Raw genomic sequence first — 14,674 nt, 5'->3', positions numbered from 1 at the left:
GAGTGAATCCATGTTGAGAATGAAGAAAACCCTGTCGTATACGCTGCTCGTCTCAGCCTTGGTGCTGGCCGGCTGCAGCTCCACCAAGCTAGATGACCAGGCCGGCGCCGATACCGGCGTAATCCCCACTTCGCCGCAGGACGGCAGCCAGACCGGCATCAGCGGCATCGACCTGACCGCATCGTCGATTCCCGGCGAGGGGCCTGCCAATGTCTCGCATATCGTCTACTTCGACTTTGACAGCTATGTGGTCAAGCCCGAGTACCAGTCGACGCTGCAGTCCCATGCCGATTTCCTGCGCAATCACACCGACTACACGGTCGTGCTGGAAGGCCACACCGACGATCTGGGCGGTCGCGAATACAACCTGGCCCTGGGTCAGCGCCGCGCTGAAGCCGTGCGCCAGACACTGGACCTGCTGGGCGTTCCCGCCTCGCGCATCGAAGCCGTCAGCTACGGCATGGAGCGCCCGCGCGTGAGTGGCTCCACCGAGGAGGCACGCGCCCAGAACCGCCGCGTGGAAATCCGCTACAACCGTTGATACGACCGCAATGATCACACCCGTGCTGCAATCCAACTCCATTTACCATCGCCTGGCTGCCGTTGGCCTGACCGCTGCTGCAATGCTGCTTCCGGGTGCGGCCCACGCGTTGTTTGAGGATGGCGAGGCACGCCGCGCCATCCTTGAGTTGCGCAGCCGGGTCGATCAACTGCAACTGGTTGATCAGAACACCGCGTCGGAGATTCAGCAGATGCGCTCCAGCCTGCTGGAACTGCAGGGCCAGATCAGCACGCTGCGCAGCGAAGTCGCAACGCTGCGCGGTCAGAACGAAGAGCTGGCCCAGCAACTGAGGCAGGCACATGAGCGGCTCAGGCAGTTCGAGCCGCAGCCCGTCGAGATCGATGGTCTCCGGTTCGAGGCCCAGCCGGCCGAGCAGCAGGCCTTCGAGGCGGCACTGGAGCTGTTGCGCGCGGGCGACTTTGCAGCCGCGCGCGATGCCTTCGACGCCTTCATTGCCCAGTATCCGAACAGCGGCTATGTGCCGTCTGCCAAGTTCTGGCTCGGCAATGCCCTTTATGCCACGCGCGAATACCAGCGCGCCATTGACACCTTCAACAGCATGCTCGCGCAGGCGCCCAGCCATGCGCGCGCGGCGGATGCCGCACTGGCCATCGCCAACTCGCAGATCGAGCTCAAGAATGTGGCTGCCGCACGTCGCACGCTGCAAAACCTGCTGAAGGTCTACCCCAATACCAGTGCCGCAACCGAGGCGCAGGAGCGACTCTCGCGGTTGCGCTGACATCGCTTAGAGATGGTGGCCGTGCGCTCGCATGAGCGCACTTTTTTTCTCAACCGATGGCCCTGCCCTGTCATTTGTACAAGGCAATCACACATGAGCGTTTCCCCAGCCCGTACTGACATGGATCTTGACCGCCGCTTCGGTGGCGTAAGCCGTCTTTACGGTCGAGCAGGCGCCGCACGCATCCGCGCGTCGCACGTCGTCGTCGTTGGCATCGGCGGTGTGGGCTCTTGGGCTGCCGAAGCACTGGCACGCAGCGGTATCGGTGCGCTGACCCTGATAGACCTGGACAACGTGGCCGAGTCCAACATCAACCGCCAACTGCACGCACTGGATGAAACCATCGGGCAACCCAAGGTGGAAGCCATGTCTCGGCGCATCCACGCCTATCATCCCGATTGCCGCGTGCATGCGGTGGAGGATTTTCTCGATGAGGACAATGTGGCCAAACTGCTGGGCACCTACCCCGTCGATGGTGTGATTGACTGCTGCGATCAGGTTCGCGCCAAGGTCGCCTGTGTCGTCCACTCACATGAGCACAGCCTGCTGTTCATTTCCGTGGGCGCCGCCGGTGGCCGCATGCTGGCGCATCAGGTGGAAATTGATGACCTCGGCCATCTGACGCATGATCCGCTGCTGGCACAGGTGCGCTACCGCCTGCGGCGACACCACCACTTTCCCCCGGCGGGCAAGGCCATGCGGGTGCCCTGCGTATTCAGCCGCGAACCCATCCAGCGCGCGGCGGATGGCTGCGGGATCCAGCAAGACAACTCGCTCAACTGCGCGGGCTATGGCTCCAGCGTCGCTGTTACGGCCACCTTCGGGATGACCGCGGCAGGCTGGATGCTGAAAAAAATTGCCAGCGCGCCCGATGCATGAGTAATCTATTGCTATAATTTTTGGCTTACTGCAGTTCTGGCAAGCTGCCGGATTTGGAAATTTCGGGTCGTTAGCTCAGTTGGTAGAGCAGCGGACTTTTAATCCGTTTGTCACAGGTTCGACCCCTGTACGACCCACCACTGAATACCATCGAAATCAAGCACTTAGAGCGACAGCCCTAGGTGCTTTTTTCTTGTTGGTAGTTTCGTGTAGCCACTGTGTAGCCAGCAACACATGTTATAGATCCGGCCCATAAAAAGTGAGACATATTGCCGTTGATGTTGTCCAATAGGGCATGGACCATGATGACGCACGCCGGCTCAGCCCGGCCGAACAACACGAACGCCGCCGGCAAGTGATTCGTGCCTGGAAACGAGGCATCAAGAAGCGGCAAATCGGCCGTGACGTTGGACTGAGCTATTCAGCCGTGTGCAAGATCATTGATCGCTACGAGGCTGAAGGTGCGAAGTCGCTGCTGCCGCGCACACGCGGTCGCAAGACAGGCGAGCAGCGTGTCTTGAATGCGCAGCAGGAAGCGCACATCCAGCGCTTGATCTGCGAGCGCCGTCCGGAGCAATTGAAGATGGACTTTGCGCTGTGGAGTCGGCCTGCGGTGCAGCAGCTGATCGAACGCGAATGCGGGATCCATCTGCACGTGCGTTCGGTGGGGAAGTACCTCGCGCGCTGGGGCTTCACGCCGCAGAAGCCGATCCGGCGCGCCTACGAGCAATCCCCGCAGGCGGTGAAGGCCTGGCTCGATGACGAATATCCCGCCATCGCCAAGCGGGCGAAGGCCGAAAACGCCGAGATCCACTGGGGTGACGAGACGGCACTGGTGAACACCGATGTACGTGGCAGGAGCTTTGCGCCCAAGGGACAGACACCGGTTGTCCGGGTCATTGGCGGCACCCGCCAGAAGCTGTCGATGATCTCGACGGTGACCAACCAGGGCAAGGCGCGCTGGATGATCATCGATGGTGCGTTCAATCACGAGAAGCTGATCGAGTTCTTCGAGGCACTGGTCAAGGACGCTGACCGCAAGGTGTTCCTGATCCTGGACAACCTGGGTGTCCACCACTGCAAGCCGGTGAAGGCATGGCTGGCCGAGCACGTCGATCAGATAGAGGTGTTCTACCTGCCCAGCTACAGCCCGGAGCTCAACCCGGATGAACGCTTGAACGCCGAACTCAAGCACGTCATCGGCAGTCGTGTTCCGGCACGCACCAAGGACAAGTTGCGCGCCGTGACCAACGAACACATGGCGCAACTGGAGCGCCAGCACGAGCGTATCCGCGCCTACTTCCGCGACCCTCGAATCAAGTACGCGGCTTGAGACTATTTGAGGGCCGGATCAATAGTGATCTACAGCTGGGATCGGAATGCAGAACCAGCGGGCCTACTCTGAAATTCTGTTGCAGTAGCTGAAACCTGAAGCCACGCGGCTTATCGCAGCTCAGCCCGTCAACTTATCGCGCCGCGCTTCAGTATTCAACGCGAAGGACTGCGTGGACCGCTCCACAACCATCCCCTTGGGCGGGGTTGGCATGCTCCGGTTCTTTAGACTTGTTCACGCTCTTCTCATGCGTTGCGCAGTCAGGCGAAAACGCAGTGGGCAAAACGCCCGGCGCGTTGCTAACTGGCCGACCTTCAGCGTGACCCGCCCGCTCAAGTCCTCGCTGGGCACCCAGGCCAACTTGCGGTATTCACCTCGCATCGCATCCCGTAACGGGTCAACGCGACGCATGGAAAGATCGTAAACAAGCTCTTAGCATCCACTTTCATGGTGAGACACACCGCCGGTCAGCCCCAAAAACCCTCTGGCCTCCCGGCGACTGATTGGCTGAGCCACCGACCCTGGTCATTCGCATTCGCCAGTGCTGCACAATACCTGCCGACCCGGTTTTCAGGCCACCTATTGCTTCATCTTGAACCACTGGCTTTCGGCAGCAGCTATGCATCGCGCTGCTGCCTTGCGCCAGTCACTGCCTTAACGCCGTCACTGCCATGGCCTCGTACCGCGCTGAACGCATCGCCATCCTTCACTCCAGCGTCGATGGATTCACGCAAAGCGTGTGTGAAAGGCTGCAAGCGCAGTTCGCACGGCACGGCCATCGAACGCTGCTGCTGCCAATCGATGACGCGCTGCAACGCCTCGCAGCACAGGACCTGCAGCGCTTCGATCGCATGCTGATCGGTGCCAGCATCCGCTACGGCAGGCATCGCCACAGCGTGCAGTCCTTCATTACGCGCCACCAAGCGCTGTTGCAATCTCGGCCTGGGGCCCTGTTCAGCGTCAACCTGGTCGCGCGCAAACCGGGCAAGGACACCCCCGATGGCAACCCCTACATGCGCAAGCTGCTGCGGGACATTGCCTGGAAACCGGACCTCGCTGCCGTGTTTGCAGGATGCCTCGACTACGCACGCTATGGCCCGTTTGACCGCCAGATGATCCGCCTGATCATGTGGTTGACCGGAGGGCCAACACATAGCGCGCAGCCCATTGTGTTTACGGACTGGCAGCGTGTTCACGCGTTCGGCGAAGCATTCTTGACGCTGCCCGCAAAAGACCGCGCATGAGAAAACTTCCAACTAGCGCTACGGGCAATAGATGTTCTTCAGCGCTGCAATGAGCGAGATGATATTCGGATCGGAAATCCGGTAGTAAAGCATTTGCGCATCGCGTCGGTAGGTCACCAGGTTGGCCGCACGGAGCTTGCCGAGATGCTGGGACAGGGCTGACTGGCCAATCTGCAACTGCTCCTGCAGCGCGCTGACGGACATCTCTCCATACTCCAGCAACAGGCATAGCGCGAGCAGGCGATGCTCGTTGCTGAGCAGCCGCATCATGCCGGCCGCTTCGGCGGCGCGCTCACGCATGAAATGAAAGCGCGAATCGGAAGAGTTGGTCATGGAAGGGACGCCGGAATTTCAGACGCACATTATCGCCAAGCACGCATTGGCTCGGGCAGGTCATCCCCGCGCGAGGCACAGGCGGCACCAACATGCAACTTCTTCAATTTTTATGTTATATTTTTCTAATATTCTAATAATATGTTTACATCGTCATTTCCAAGAGGTCCTGCCATGCTTCGTTTCGATCTCCCGCCCCTGTGGTCCAACGTCACACGGCTGGAAGCGTTCATCAGCTTCCTGATCTGCACGGCAGCGCTGCTGCTATCGCCCTGGTTGATGGCCATTCTCGTCGCGCAAGGTTTCATACGCGGGTTCCTCGGGCACTACAAATGCCCCGCGCACCGCATCTGGGTACGCATCCTTGAGGCGCGTGGCTGGGCCGGCAAGAAGGAAAACGCTGGCGCCAAGATGTTCGCTAACAAAATCCTGTTCATCGCCAGCACGGTCAGCATCGTCGCCTACGCCCTGGGCAGCGACATCTGGCGCATCCCTGTCATGGTGCTGATGGTTTTCACCACCCTTGAATGGGCCTTTTCATTCTGCGCCGCCTGCTCTGTGTATGGCCTGTGGTACCGCTGGTTTCCTCCCAAGTCCATCTGATTGGCCTGCGCATTCAATGGCCACACAAGGAGACATCAAGGTGCCACGCTCCACCCCTTCCTGCATGCGCTCACCTGACCACCACCTGCGCCGACGTGACGTGCTTGCGCTGGTGGCAGCCGGCATTACGGTAGCCGGCCACGCGCCGACAGCGGCCCGCGCCGCGCCTGCCAGAATCCGTACGACTGCACGCATCGTCATCGTGGGTGCCGGTGCCGCCGGTCTGGCCAGCGCCGCGCGCCTGAGGGCCGCATTGGAGGGCGCGCGCATCACCCTGATTGATGGCCGCAAGGAGCACTGGTACCAGCCCGGCTTCACCCTGGTGGCAGCAGGCATCAAGCCTGTGGACTACCCGATCTCGCGCACTACCGACCATGTTCCGCGCGGTATTACCTTTATCGAAGAGCATGCCGCGGAGATCGACCCGGATGCTCGCCAGGTCATCACGGCATCCGGTCGCGGCATTCCCTACGACTATCTGGTCGTTGCCAGCGGCATGGCGCTGGACTATGACGCCATCGCCGGCATGGATGTCGGCCGCATTGGCAGCAACGGGTTGGGCAGCATCTACCACAGCCCGGCAGCCGCCATGGCCACCTGGCAAGCCATGTCGCGCTTTGTCGACCGTGGTGGAGTTGGCGTGTTTCTGCGGCCCGACACGGAAATGAAGTGCGCGGGCGCCCCCCTCAAATACACCTTCATTGTCGAGGATTACCTCACCCGCCGCGGCACCCGCAGCCGCTCCGAGGTGATTTACAACGCCAACAACCAGACACTCTTCAGCGTCCCCATCGTCTCGGAGAAGGTGCGCATGCTGTTCGCTCAGCGCGGCGTGCAGGTGCAACACGGCCGGCGCCTGCGCGCCATCGACCTGGATCGGCGCATCGCCACGTTCGACACGCCCGCGGGGAGCATCGAGCTGGGTTATGACTTCATCAACGTCATCCCGCCCATGAAAGCGCCCGAAATCGTACGCAACAGCCCGCTGCCGTGGCAAACCGGGGACTGGGCCGCCGAGGGCTGGATGGAAGTGGACCGCGCCACGTTGCGCCATCTGCGCTATGCCAATGTCTTCGGCGTGGGCGACATCGCCGGCGTGCCCAAGGGCAAGACCGCTGCCAGCGTGAAATGGCAGGTGCCGGTTGCCACGGCCCACCTGCTGGCCGACATCACCGGCAAGCCCAGCAACGCCCGTTACGACGGCTACACCTCCTGCCCGCTGATCACGCGCCTGGGCCAGGCCATGCTGGTCGAGTTCGATTACCACAACAACCTCACCCCCTCCTTCCCGGGCGTGATTGCGCCACTGGAAGAACTGTGGGTGAGCTGGGTCATGAAAACCATGGCACTGAAGCCAACCTACATCAGCATGCTGCGCGGCAAGGCCTGACCCCCATGGCTTGAAACAGAGACTTCCCATGCAAGAACTCGATCCTCTCGTACTGCTCGCCGTGTTCCGGGAAATGCTGGGCACGCCATTGCTGGTACTGCTTGCACTGCTGACCATGCTGGGCACGCTCGCCTTTGCGCTCTTGCTGCTGCGCGAGCGGCGCCTGGTCGCCGCCCGGCTGGTGCGCAGCCAGGCTGGCGGCATATTTGGCGGCGCGCTCGCGCTGGTGTTGATGGCTAAGGTCTCGTCCTCCGGCTTCACCGATGCCGGTGGCCCGGCAGACTGGTTTCTCATCGGCCTGGTGTTTGGCCTCGGGCTGATCGGCACCACCATCGTGCTCTACAGCATCGCTGGCTGGCTGGCCGCCGCGCGCGGCAACCGGCAAGAACCCGTCCATGAGCCATGAGCAGTCCGCTACACGGAAATCGTTTTTCCTCCCACACCACAACCATCCGCACACCATGCAAGCAGACACCTACCAGACACTGATTACCGACACGCTGGGCAACATGAAAAAGCTCGGCGGCGGCATCCCCGCCGTGATGCAGAACTTCAACGCACTGGGCAAATCGGCCAACACGCCCGGCGCCCTCGATACCAAGACCAAGGAATTGATTGCTCTGGGCATAGGCGTGGCGGCGCGCTGTGACGGCTGCATCGGCTTTCACACACAGGCACTGATCCGGCTTGGCGTGACCCGCGCGGAATTCGAGGAAGCACTGGGCGTGGCCATCTACATGGGCGGCGGCCCCTCCGTCATGTACGCCGCCAAGGCCATTGCTGCCTACGAAGAACTTTCGACCGCACCCTGAGGCAAGCCCACCGCACCGAAGACACCCACGCCTCCATGCAATCTCACCGTAGCTCTCTGGCCGACTATGTACGCGCCATTCGCAGCCGGCAGGCCGCAATCGACGCGCACCCGGTAGCCATGACGCATGACGGCGACGCCTGGTCAACGCGGCGCGAGACCATCACGGACTACGTGTTTCCCGATGGCGCCGTGCTGCGCTGCTGCGAGGAAGAAGAGCTTGCAGCGTCCGCGCAACTGCCCGTCGGCGCTGCGGCATCGCCCTGCGGCCCGGTCTGCCACATCAGCTGGGAGGTGCGCCACTCCAACCGCACCACTGCCATTCACCCTATGCGCATCACCTTCGATTCACGCTGTCGCGAAGCGTTCTGGCTGCGTTACCACTCAGACGATGCGGAGCGCTAGGAACGTGAACACATCCCAAGACATCCTCATCACCTTATCTGGAGAAAACAGCATGCCCACCACCGATTTCGTTGCCACTCTGTTCGATGGCCGCAGCAACCCCAACAAGGTCACGGTAGCTTTCACCATGGCCGTCAACGCGCTCAAGAAAGGCCACAGCGCCACCATCATCCTGATGGTCGAGGCCGTGGAACTGGGCAAACCGGATGCTACCAAAGGCCTGGACATCGGCGCCCCCTTCGATCCCGTATCTGCACTGCTTGGGAAATTTCTGGAGATGGGCGGACGTATCGCGATCTGCGCATCCTGCCTGCAGCACAACGGCATGCAGCCCGCAGACATGGCACCGGAATACGCCATCATCACCGCCGCAGACGTCATCGACCTGCTGATGCACGCCAAGGGCAGCCTGCAAGTGAGCTGACTGCTGATGCCTGCGCGCTGCCCGCACATGGGGCGAAGAAAAACGGGCTACAGTCAAAAAAACTGTAGCCCGTTGTCTTGGATAATGGTCGGAGCGGCGGGATTCGAACTCGCGACCCTCTGCTCCCAAAGCAGATGCGCTACCAGGCTGCGCTACGCTCCGACAAAGGCGAGATTGTACTATGGATTCAACCCATTCCCGATCGACGCAAACCTGGCTTGCGCAACAGTTCCCGAACCTTATCGCAACCGGTTAACGATTTGGTCAACATATGGCGCAACCGCGTACACCCTCCTATACTCTTTCCAGTATGCACTGATATTTCAAGTGGCTCCCGCCGCGCACCGGAGTGACATCCGGTCGTCAGCCAGATCGCCATGTCATCCTTTCCTCTCTGACACAAGGAGCTTTGCATGTACAAACAAATTCTCATCCCCACCGACGGGGGAGAGCTGTCACAAAAGGCCATCGCCCATGGTTTTGAGCTGGCCAAGCTCACTGGCGCGCGCGTGACCATTCTCACGGTCACGCCCAGCTATCCGGTGACCTACATGGAGGGAGGCATTGCCGCCAACCGCGAGTTCGCCGAGGAAAGCGAGCGCCAGTGGAAGGAAGAAGCCCGCAAGGCCATGGAAAAGGTACGTGAGCAAGGCAAGGCCGCCGGTGTGGAAACCGACGTGCAGGTTCTCAGCGGAGACAGCATTTCCGACCAGATCCTCAATGCCGCCAAGGATATTGGCGCTGATCTGATCGTGATGGCATCGCATGGCCGCAAGGGCATCGCCAAGCTGCTGCTGGGCAGCGAGACGCAACATGTGCTGACGGGCGCAAAGATCCCGGTGCTGGTGCTGCGCTGAAAACGCGGGTCAGGTGCGACCGCGGCGTCGCGAATCGCCCCACCCGTACCATCCATCAACGCCCATCCCCGGATGGGCGTTTGCCTTTTTGCGGTAGCCTTGCGGCCGTCACGATTTCCCCGTTGCGCACAAAGCCATGACCGAATCCGTCAGCGAAACCCCCGCCCGTCCGCTACAGGGCATACGCGTCGTCGAATTCACCCACATGGTGATGGGACCGACCTGCGGCATGGTGCTGGCGGATCTCGGCGCCGAAGTGATCAAGGTCGAACCTGTCACTGGCGACAGCACCCGCACCCTGCTGGGTGCGGGTGCTGGATTCTTTCCAATGTTCAACCGCAACAAGCAGAGCATCGGTCTCAATCTGAAGGATGCTGCGGGACTGGAGGTGGCGCTCAAGCTCTGCGCCACGGCCGATGTGGTGCTGCACAACTTCAAGCCAGGCGTGCTGGGAAAGTTCGGGCTGGACTATGCCAACCTCGCCCGCCTGAATACGGGTCTGGTCTATGTCAACCTCACTGGCTTTCTGCCCGGCCCCTATGCACACCGCACCGCACTGGATGAAGTGGTGCAGATGATGGGGGGCCTCGCCTACATGACCGGGCGGCCGGGTGATCCGCTGCGCGCGGGCTCCAGCGTCAACGACATCATGGGCGGCATGTTCGGCGCCATCGGCGCGATGGCGGCATTGATGCAGCGCCAGCGCACCGGCCAGGGACAGGAAGTCGATGCCGCATTGTTCGAGAACAATGTCTTTCTCGTCGGCCAGCACATCCTCCAGTACGAAGTCACCGGCACTCCTGCCAAGCCCATGCCCGAGCGCATTTCGCCATGGGGTATCTACGACATCTTCACTGTCGCCCATGGCGAGCAGATCTTTCTTTCCGCCGTCAGCGACGCGCATTGGCGGACGCTGTGCACGGCCTTTGGCTGGGACGATCTGGCCGCAGACCCGGATCTAGCCAGCAACAATGACCGCGTGCGCGCGCGCCCTCGCCTGCTTGCCACATTGCGTGAACGCCTGCAAGACCATACCGCCGATGCCATCGCCGCGATCTTCGAGGCCAATGCCCTGCCCTATGCCCGCATCGTGCGGCCCGAACAGCTGCTGGACGACCCGCATCTACATGCCACACAGGGGCTGGACGAAGTGGCCCTAACTGACGGCGACCGCGCTGGGCAGCCTGTGCATGCCGCCCTCCTGCCGCTGCGCATGGACGGCAAGCGCCTGCGCACCTATCAGAATCCGCCGCAACTGGGCGAGCACAGCGACGCCATCCTGCAGCGCCTGGGGTTCGATGCGCACACCATCGCAGCGCTGCGCCGCAACGGCAGCGTGCGCTAAAAGACCTGGCTTTCTCATGAAAAAAAGCGACATCCCCCACTTCTTTGCCGCGCTCCAGGCGGCCAATCCCCATCCGCAGACCGAACTGGAATACGGCAGTCATTTCCAGTTGCTGGCCGCCGTGCTGCTGTCGGCGCAAGCCACTGACGCAGGCGTCAACAAGGCGACCCGCCGCCTGTTCCAGGTCGCGCCCACCCCGCAGGCCATGCTGGCGCTGGGTCTGGAAGGGCTGGAGCAGCACATCAAGACCATTGGCCTGTATCGCACCAAGGCCAAGAACCTGCTGGTCACCTGCCAGGTGCTCATCGAACGGTATGGCGGCGAGATCCCGCGTACGCGCCAGGAACTGGAAGCCCTGCCCGGCGTGGGCCGCAAAACCGCCAATGTGGTACTCAACGTGGCATTTGGCGAGCCGACCATGGCGGTGGACACGCACATCTTTCGCGTTGCCAACCGCACCGGACTGGCTCCTGGCAAGACGCCGCTGGAGGTCGAGCTCAAGCTGCTCAAGCGCGTGCCCCCGGAATATGCGCTGCATGCGCACCACTGGCTGATTCTGCTGGGGCGCTACGTCTGCCAGGCCCGCAAGCCACGTTGCTGGGAATGCCGCGTCAGCACCTGGTGCGACTACAAACCCAAGACACCAGCGCCCACAGCAGCTCGCTAAAGCGTGCACCAGAGGCCCTTGCGCTCAATCTCCGCCCGTAAAGTTATTCTGGCGCCAGGCCTCGAACACCGTCACTGCCACCGCGTTGGAGAGATTGAGACTGCGCTGGCCCGGCCGCATCGGCAGGCGCAGCCGCTGCGCAGGCGCAAAGCCATCGCGCAGCGCGGGCGGCAACCCCTGCGTTTCCGAGCCGAACACCAGCCAATCGCCAGGCTGAAAACGCACGGCAAACAGGCTCGCACTGCCCTTGGTCGTCATGGCGAACATGCGTGACGGATCAGGCCGGCACGCATCCAGAAATGCAGGCCAACTGGCGTGACGCAGCACCGGTGCGTACTCGTGGTAGTCCAGCCCGGCGCGACGCATGTGCCGGTCCTCCATCGAAAATCCCAGCGGCTCGATCAGATGCAGCGTGCAGCCGGTGTTGGCCGCAAGGCGGATGACGTTGCCAGTATTGGGGGGAATTTCCGGGTGAACGAGGACGATATGAAACATGGCTTCGAGAGGGCCTGCGGCAGGCCGCGCAGCCTGCAACGGGCAGAGTGTCCGCAATGCACAATGCGCACGGCAGCGCCAGCGTGGACCTCACACCAGATGTGCAGCTTCGAGCTCTTTCTTCAGGTACGCATAGAAGAGGGGCGCGGCCACCAAACCTGCCGGCCCGAAGATCGCCTCGCTCATGAACATCACGGCCAGCAGTTCCCAGACCGCAATGTGCGTGCGCCGTCCAACCACCTTGGCGTTGATGAAATACTCGGCCTTGTGGATGAGAATGAGAAAACCCAGGCACACCAGCGCGGTGAGCGGTGAAACCGACAGCCCGACAATCGTGATGACCACGTTGCACAGCAAGTTGCCAACAATGGGAATCAACCCCGCCACAAAAGTCAGCGTGATCAACGCGCGGGTGTAGGGCAGTTGCAGATCGAACATCGGCAGCACCAGCAACAGGAATACAGCCGTCAGCGCGGTATTGAACGAGGCTATCCAGAATTGTGCCGTGACGATCTGGCGGAACGCATCGCCAAAACGCGCGACGCGCAGCTTCAACGCATCCGTCAGCGGCGCATTCCACTTGTTGTGGACCCGCACGGCCGCCAGCGAACCAATCAGCAACCCCACGTACGCATAGAGGAACCCGACCGCCCACTCCTTGCCCGCATTGGCCAGCGCCGCCGCCTTGGACCACAGATACACCGCGACGGTGCGCTGCACCTCCTCGGCCTCCTCGGGCAGCATGTCGGCTATTTCCTCGGGCAGGTGCGCCTTGAACTCCAGCACCGTGCGCGCAACGTAATCGGTCAGTTCCGTGAACTGGTGCGGCGCCGTCAGCAGCATGCTGCGGTAATGATTGAAGGTCGAAAAGAGAATCAGCAGCGGCGCCAGAATCACGATGATCGACGCGGCGCGCGCAGCCCACAGCAGCACTGCTGTGGGCGGATGGTGCCAGCGGCGCCGGGCCAACCGCACCAGCCAAGTGTTGATCCAACGCGTCAGCATGAAGCCCAGGCATGCCGCCAGCAGCCCCGGCAGCACCCCCACGAGCATCACCAACAGCAGTCCCGCTGCCATCAGGCCGTAACTGGCCATGCGGATCGGCAAGGAGACATGGCTGTCGAGCTGGGCCGCGCGCCTCCTAGACATGGCAGCCTCGCCGGAAAGCGCTTGCGGGGAAGCGCGGGTTTCATCCACAGAACTGGGCATGCTTGAGAAGAAGAAAGAGACTAAACGGATCCGTGCGAGCGTCCTGGCCATGGCGCGCCGGCAGGGCGCAAACCCTCAGGAGAGCGCATGCGGCCAGGTACGGCAAAGCGCACCGTGCAGGCCATCATGCCAGCGTCACCGCAGCCCCTTCTCCGCGCGGGCCAATGCGACCAATGGCATATACCTGCTCGCCGTGCGCGCGCAGCGTCTCCGCCACGGCTTCGGCATCCTGCCGCGCCACGACCACCACCATGCCGATGCCGTTGTTGAACGTGCGATTCATCTCATGGGCATCAATGCCGGCGGTGGCCTGCAGCCAGGCAAACAGCTCGCTTTGCGGCCAGCTGTCCGCCTGCAGGTGCGCAGCCAGGTGGCCGGGCAGCACACGGGGGATATTCTCAAGCAACCCACCACCTGTGATGTGCGCCAGCCCCTTGACAGGGTGAGCAGCCAGCGCCGCCAGCACGCTCTTGACATACAGGCGCGTCGGCGCCATGACCGCCTCGCGAAACGGCTTGCCGTCCAGCGTGGCCGGCAGCTGGCTGCCCGCACGCTCGATGCACTTGCGCACCAGCGAGAATCCATTGGAATGCACGCCATGGCTGGCCAGCCCCAGCACCACATCCCCTTCGGCGATCGTCGCCCCCGTGAGGATGCGCGACTTCTCCACTGCCCCGACCGCAAAGCCGGCCAGGTCGTATTCACCATCCGGGTACATGCCGGGCATCTCGGCGGTCTCGCCGCCGATCAGGGCGCAGCCTGACAGCTCGCATCCTCTGGCAATGCCGGCGACCACCGCGGCGGCCGTGTCCACATGCAGCTTGCCGCAGGCGAAATAGTCCAGAAAGAACAGCGGCTCGGCGCCCTGCACCAGCACGTCGTTCACACTCATGGCAACCAGGTCAATGCCCACCGAGTCGTGCATGTTCCATTCGAAGGCCAGCTTGAGCTTGGTGCCCACGCCATCCGTGCCCGCCACCAGCACCGGCTCGCGGTAGCGCTTGGGCACCTCGAACAGCGCCCCGAAGCCGCCGATGCCGGCAAGCACGCCTTCGCGCAGGGTTTTCTTGGCCAGGGGTTTGATGCGATCGACCAGCGCGTCGCCAGCGTCGATGTCAACACCGGCATCCTTGTAGGTAATTGGCGCCTGCGTAGGCTGAGAAGAGGAACTCATGAAAGGCTAATCAGGGAAAAGGCAAGTGGCATTACACGACCTGCCAGGCCACGGCATCCCGCACACGGCAGACTGCGCACGTGCAGATTCGATGCACTAGAATCCAGCGATTCTAAGGCCAGTGCCTTTGCGCCGGCCACGGTTAGCCCCGCAGCAGCGCAGCGGTGCGCCTTCTTCACTCCCACTGCGCCCGCACCTTCCCCT

The 14,674-nt window shown here is 62.1% G+C and carries 18 protein-coding genes and 2 tRNA genes; 15 read left to right on the top strand and 5 right to left on the bottom strand.

Annotation, left to right across the window (positions count from 1 at the left end; translation table 11 throughout):
- Positions 1-10 precede the first annotated feature (10 nt).
- The 6 genes from pal (at position 11) to hemG (ending at position 4,757) form a co-directional block, all read left to right on the top strand.
- Positions 11-541 (top strand): peptidoglycan-associated lipoprotein Pal, encoded by a 531-nt coding sequence (pal, locus tag AAV94_RS07535; RefSeq protein WP_046741709.1) that lies wholly within the window; start codon positions 11-13, stop codon positions 539-541.
- A 10-nt stretch (positions 542-551) separates the two neighbouring features.
- Positions 552-1,301, top strand: a complete 750-nt coding sequence (gene ybgF, locus AAV94_RS07530) for a tol-pal system protein YbgF (protein ID WP_046741708.1) — start codon at positions 552-554, stop codon at positions 1,299-1,301.
- A 93-nt stretch (positions 1,302-1,394) separates the two neighbouring features.
- Positions 1,395-2,180, top strand: coding sequence for a tRNA threonylcarbamoyladenosine dehydratase (locus tag AAV94_RS07525; RefSeq protein ID WP_046741707.1), 786 nt, complete (start codon positions 1,395-1,397; stop codon positions 2,178-2,180).
- 64 nt (positions 2,181-2,244) lie between these two features.
- Positions 2,245-2,320: transfer RNA gene (locus AAV94_RS07520), tRNA-Lys, on the top strand.
- A 155-nt stretch (positions 2,321-2,475) separates the two neighbouring features.
- Positions 2,476-3,513, top strand: a complete 1,038-nt coding sequence (locus AAV94_RS07515) for an IS630 family transposase (RefSeq protein WP_046741706.1) — start codon at positions 2,476-2,478, stop codon at positions 3,511-3,513.
- Positions 3,514-4,184: 671 nt separating this feature from the next.
- Complete coding sequence (gene hemG, locus AAV94_RS07510) at positions 4,185-4,757, top strand: menaquinone-dependent protoporphyrinogen IX dehydrogenase (RefSeq protein ID WP_046741705.1); 573 nt, start codon at positions 4,185-4,187, stop codon at positions 4,755-4,757.
- An 18-nt stretch (positions 4,758-4,775) separates the two neighbouring features.
- On the opposite strand, the gene AAV94_RS07505 is transcribed toward hemG, so the two are convergent.
- A complete protein-coding gene (locus AAV94_RS07505) occupies positions 4,776-5,090 on the bottom strand; it encodes an ArsR/SmtB family transcription factor (RefSeq protein WP_046741704.1) in 315 nt (104 codons plus the stop codon).
- Between the two features lie 174 nt (positions 5,091-5,264).
- Here AAV94_RS07505 and AAV94_RS07500 point away from each other — a divergent pair, with 174 nt between their 5' ends.
- The 6 genes from AAV94_RS07500 to AAV94_RS07475 are packed head-to-tail and all read left to right on the top strand — an operon-like array spanning position 5,265 to position 8,723.
- Positions 5,265-5,693 carry a DUF4395 family protein gene (locus AAV94_RS07500; protein ID WP_046741703.1) on the top strand — a complete coding sequence of 143 codons (429 nt, stop codon included), beginning with the start codon at positions 5,265-5,267 and terminating at the stop codon, positions 5,691-5,693.
- Positions 5,694-5,709: 16 nt separating this feature from the next.
- Entirely contained in the window at positions 5,710-7,083 is a 1,374-nt protein-coding gene (locus AAV94_RS07495) for an NAD(P)/FAD-dependent oxidoreductase (protein WP_231731296.1), read from the top strand.
- Positions 7,084-7,111: 28 nt separating this feature from the next.
- The gene (locus tag AAV94_RS07490; protein ID WP_046741702.1) at positions 7,112-7,489 is read left to right on the top strand and encodes a DUF5368 domain-containing protein; all 378 of its coding nucleotides are present in this window, start codon (positions 7,112-7,114) and stop codon (positions 7,487-7,489) included.
- Between the two features lie 55 nt (positions 7,490-7,544).
- The gene (locus AAV94_RS07485; RefSeq protein WP_046741701.1) at positions 7,545-7,895 is read left to right on the top strand and encodes a carboxymuconolactone decarboxylase family protein; all 351 of its coding nucleotides are present in this window, start codon (positions 7,545-7,547) and stop codon (positions 7,893-7,895) included.
- Positions 7,896-7,930: 35 nt separating this feature from the next.
- A complete protein-coding gene (locus tag AAV94_RS07480; RefSeq protein WP_156454371.1) occupies positions 7,931-8,299 on the top strand; it encodes a hypothetical protein in 369 nt (122 codons plus the stop codon).
- 4 nt (positions 8,300-8,303) lie between these two features.
- Positions 8,304-8,723 (top strand): DsrE family protein, encoded by a 420-nt coding sequence (locus AAV94_RS07475; protein ID WP_231731294.1) that lies wholly within the window; start codon positions 8,304-8,306, stop codon positions 8,721-8,723.
- A gap of 85 nt (positions 8,724-8,808) precedes the next feature.
- On the opposite strand, the gene AAV94_RS07470 is transcribed toward AAV94_RS07475, so the two are convergent.
- A tRNA-Pro gene (locus tag AAV94_RS07470) sits at positions 8,809-8,885 on the bottom strand.
- A 251-nt stretch (positions 8,886-9,136) separates the two neighbouring features.
- Between AAV94_RS07470 and AAV94_RS07465 the strand changes: the two genes are divergently transcribed.
- The 3 genes from AAV94_RS07465 to nth all read left to right on the top strand — a co-directional run bounded on the left by AAV94_RS07465 (position 9,137) and on the right by nth (position 11,592).
- Positions 9,137-9,580 carry a universal stress protein gene (locus tag AAV94_RS07465; protein ID WP_046741699.1) on the top strand — a complete coding sequence of 148 codons (444 nt, stop codon included), beginning with the start codon at positions 9,137-9,139 and terminating at the stop codon, positions 9,578-9,580.
- A gap of 136 nt (positions 9,581-9,716) precedes the next feature.
- A complete protein-coding gene (locus tag AAV94_RS07460; protein ID WP_046741698.1) occupies positions 9,717-10,925 on the top strand; it encodes a CaiB/BaiF CoA transferase family protein in 1,209 nt (402 codons plus the stop codon).
- A 16-nt stretch (positions 10,926-10,941) separates the two neighbouring features.
- On the top strand, positions 10,942-11,592 hold the full coding sequence (gene nth / locus AAV94_RS07455; RefSeq protein WP_046741697.1) for an endonuclease III: 651 nt from the start codon (positions 10,942-10,944) through the stop codon (positions 11,590-11,592).
- A gap of 24 nt (positions 11,593-11,616) precedes the next feature.
- Here nth and trmL read toward each other — a convergent pair whose 3' ends face one another.
- The 3 genes from trmL to purM all read right to left on the bottom strand — a co-directional run bounded on the left by trmL (position 11,617) and on the right by purM (position 14,470).
- Positions 11,617-12,087: a tRNA (uridine(34)/cytosine(34)/5-carboxymethylaminomethyluridine(34)-2'-O)-methyltransferase TrmL gene (gene trmL, locus AAV94_RS07450; protein ID WP_046741783.1), complete on the bottom strand. Its 471-nt coding sequence runs from the start codon at positions 12,085-12,087 to the stop codon at positions 11,617-11,619.
- 90 nt (positions 12,088-12,177) lie between these two features.
- Complete coding sequence (locus AAV94_RS07445; RefSeq protein ID WP_046741782.1) at positions 12,178-13,236, bottom strand: AI-2E family transporter; 1,059 nt, start codon at positions 13,234-13,236, stop codon at positions 12,178-12,180.
- A 184-nt stretch (positions 13,237-13,420) separates the two neighbouring features.
- Entirely contained in the window at positions 13,421-14,470 is a 1,050-nt protein-coding gene (gene purM, locus AAV94_RS07440) for a phosphoribosylformylglycinamidine cyclo-ligase (protein WP_046741696.1), read from the bottom strand.
- Positions 14,471-14,674 lie beyond the last annotated feature (204 nt).

This window comes from Lampropedia cohaerens, from assembly GCF_001005215.1.
GTDB lineage: Bacteria > Pseudomonadota > Gammaproteobacteria > Burkholderiales > Burkholderiaceae_C > Lampropedia > Lampropedia cohaerens.
The sequence above is the reverse complement of the archived record's forward strand: the minus strand, read 5'-3'. Positions and strand labels throughout refer to the sequence as shown.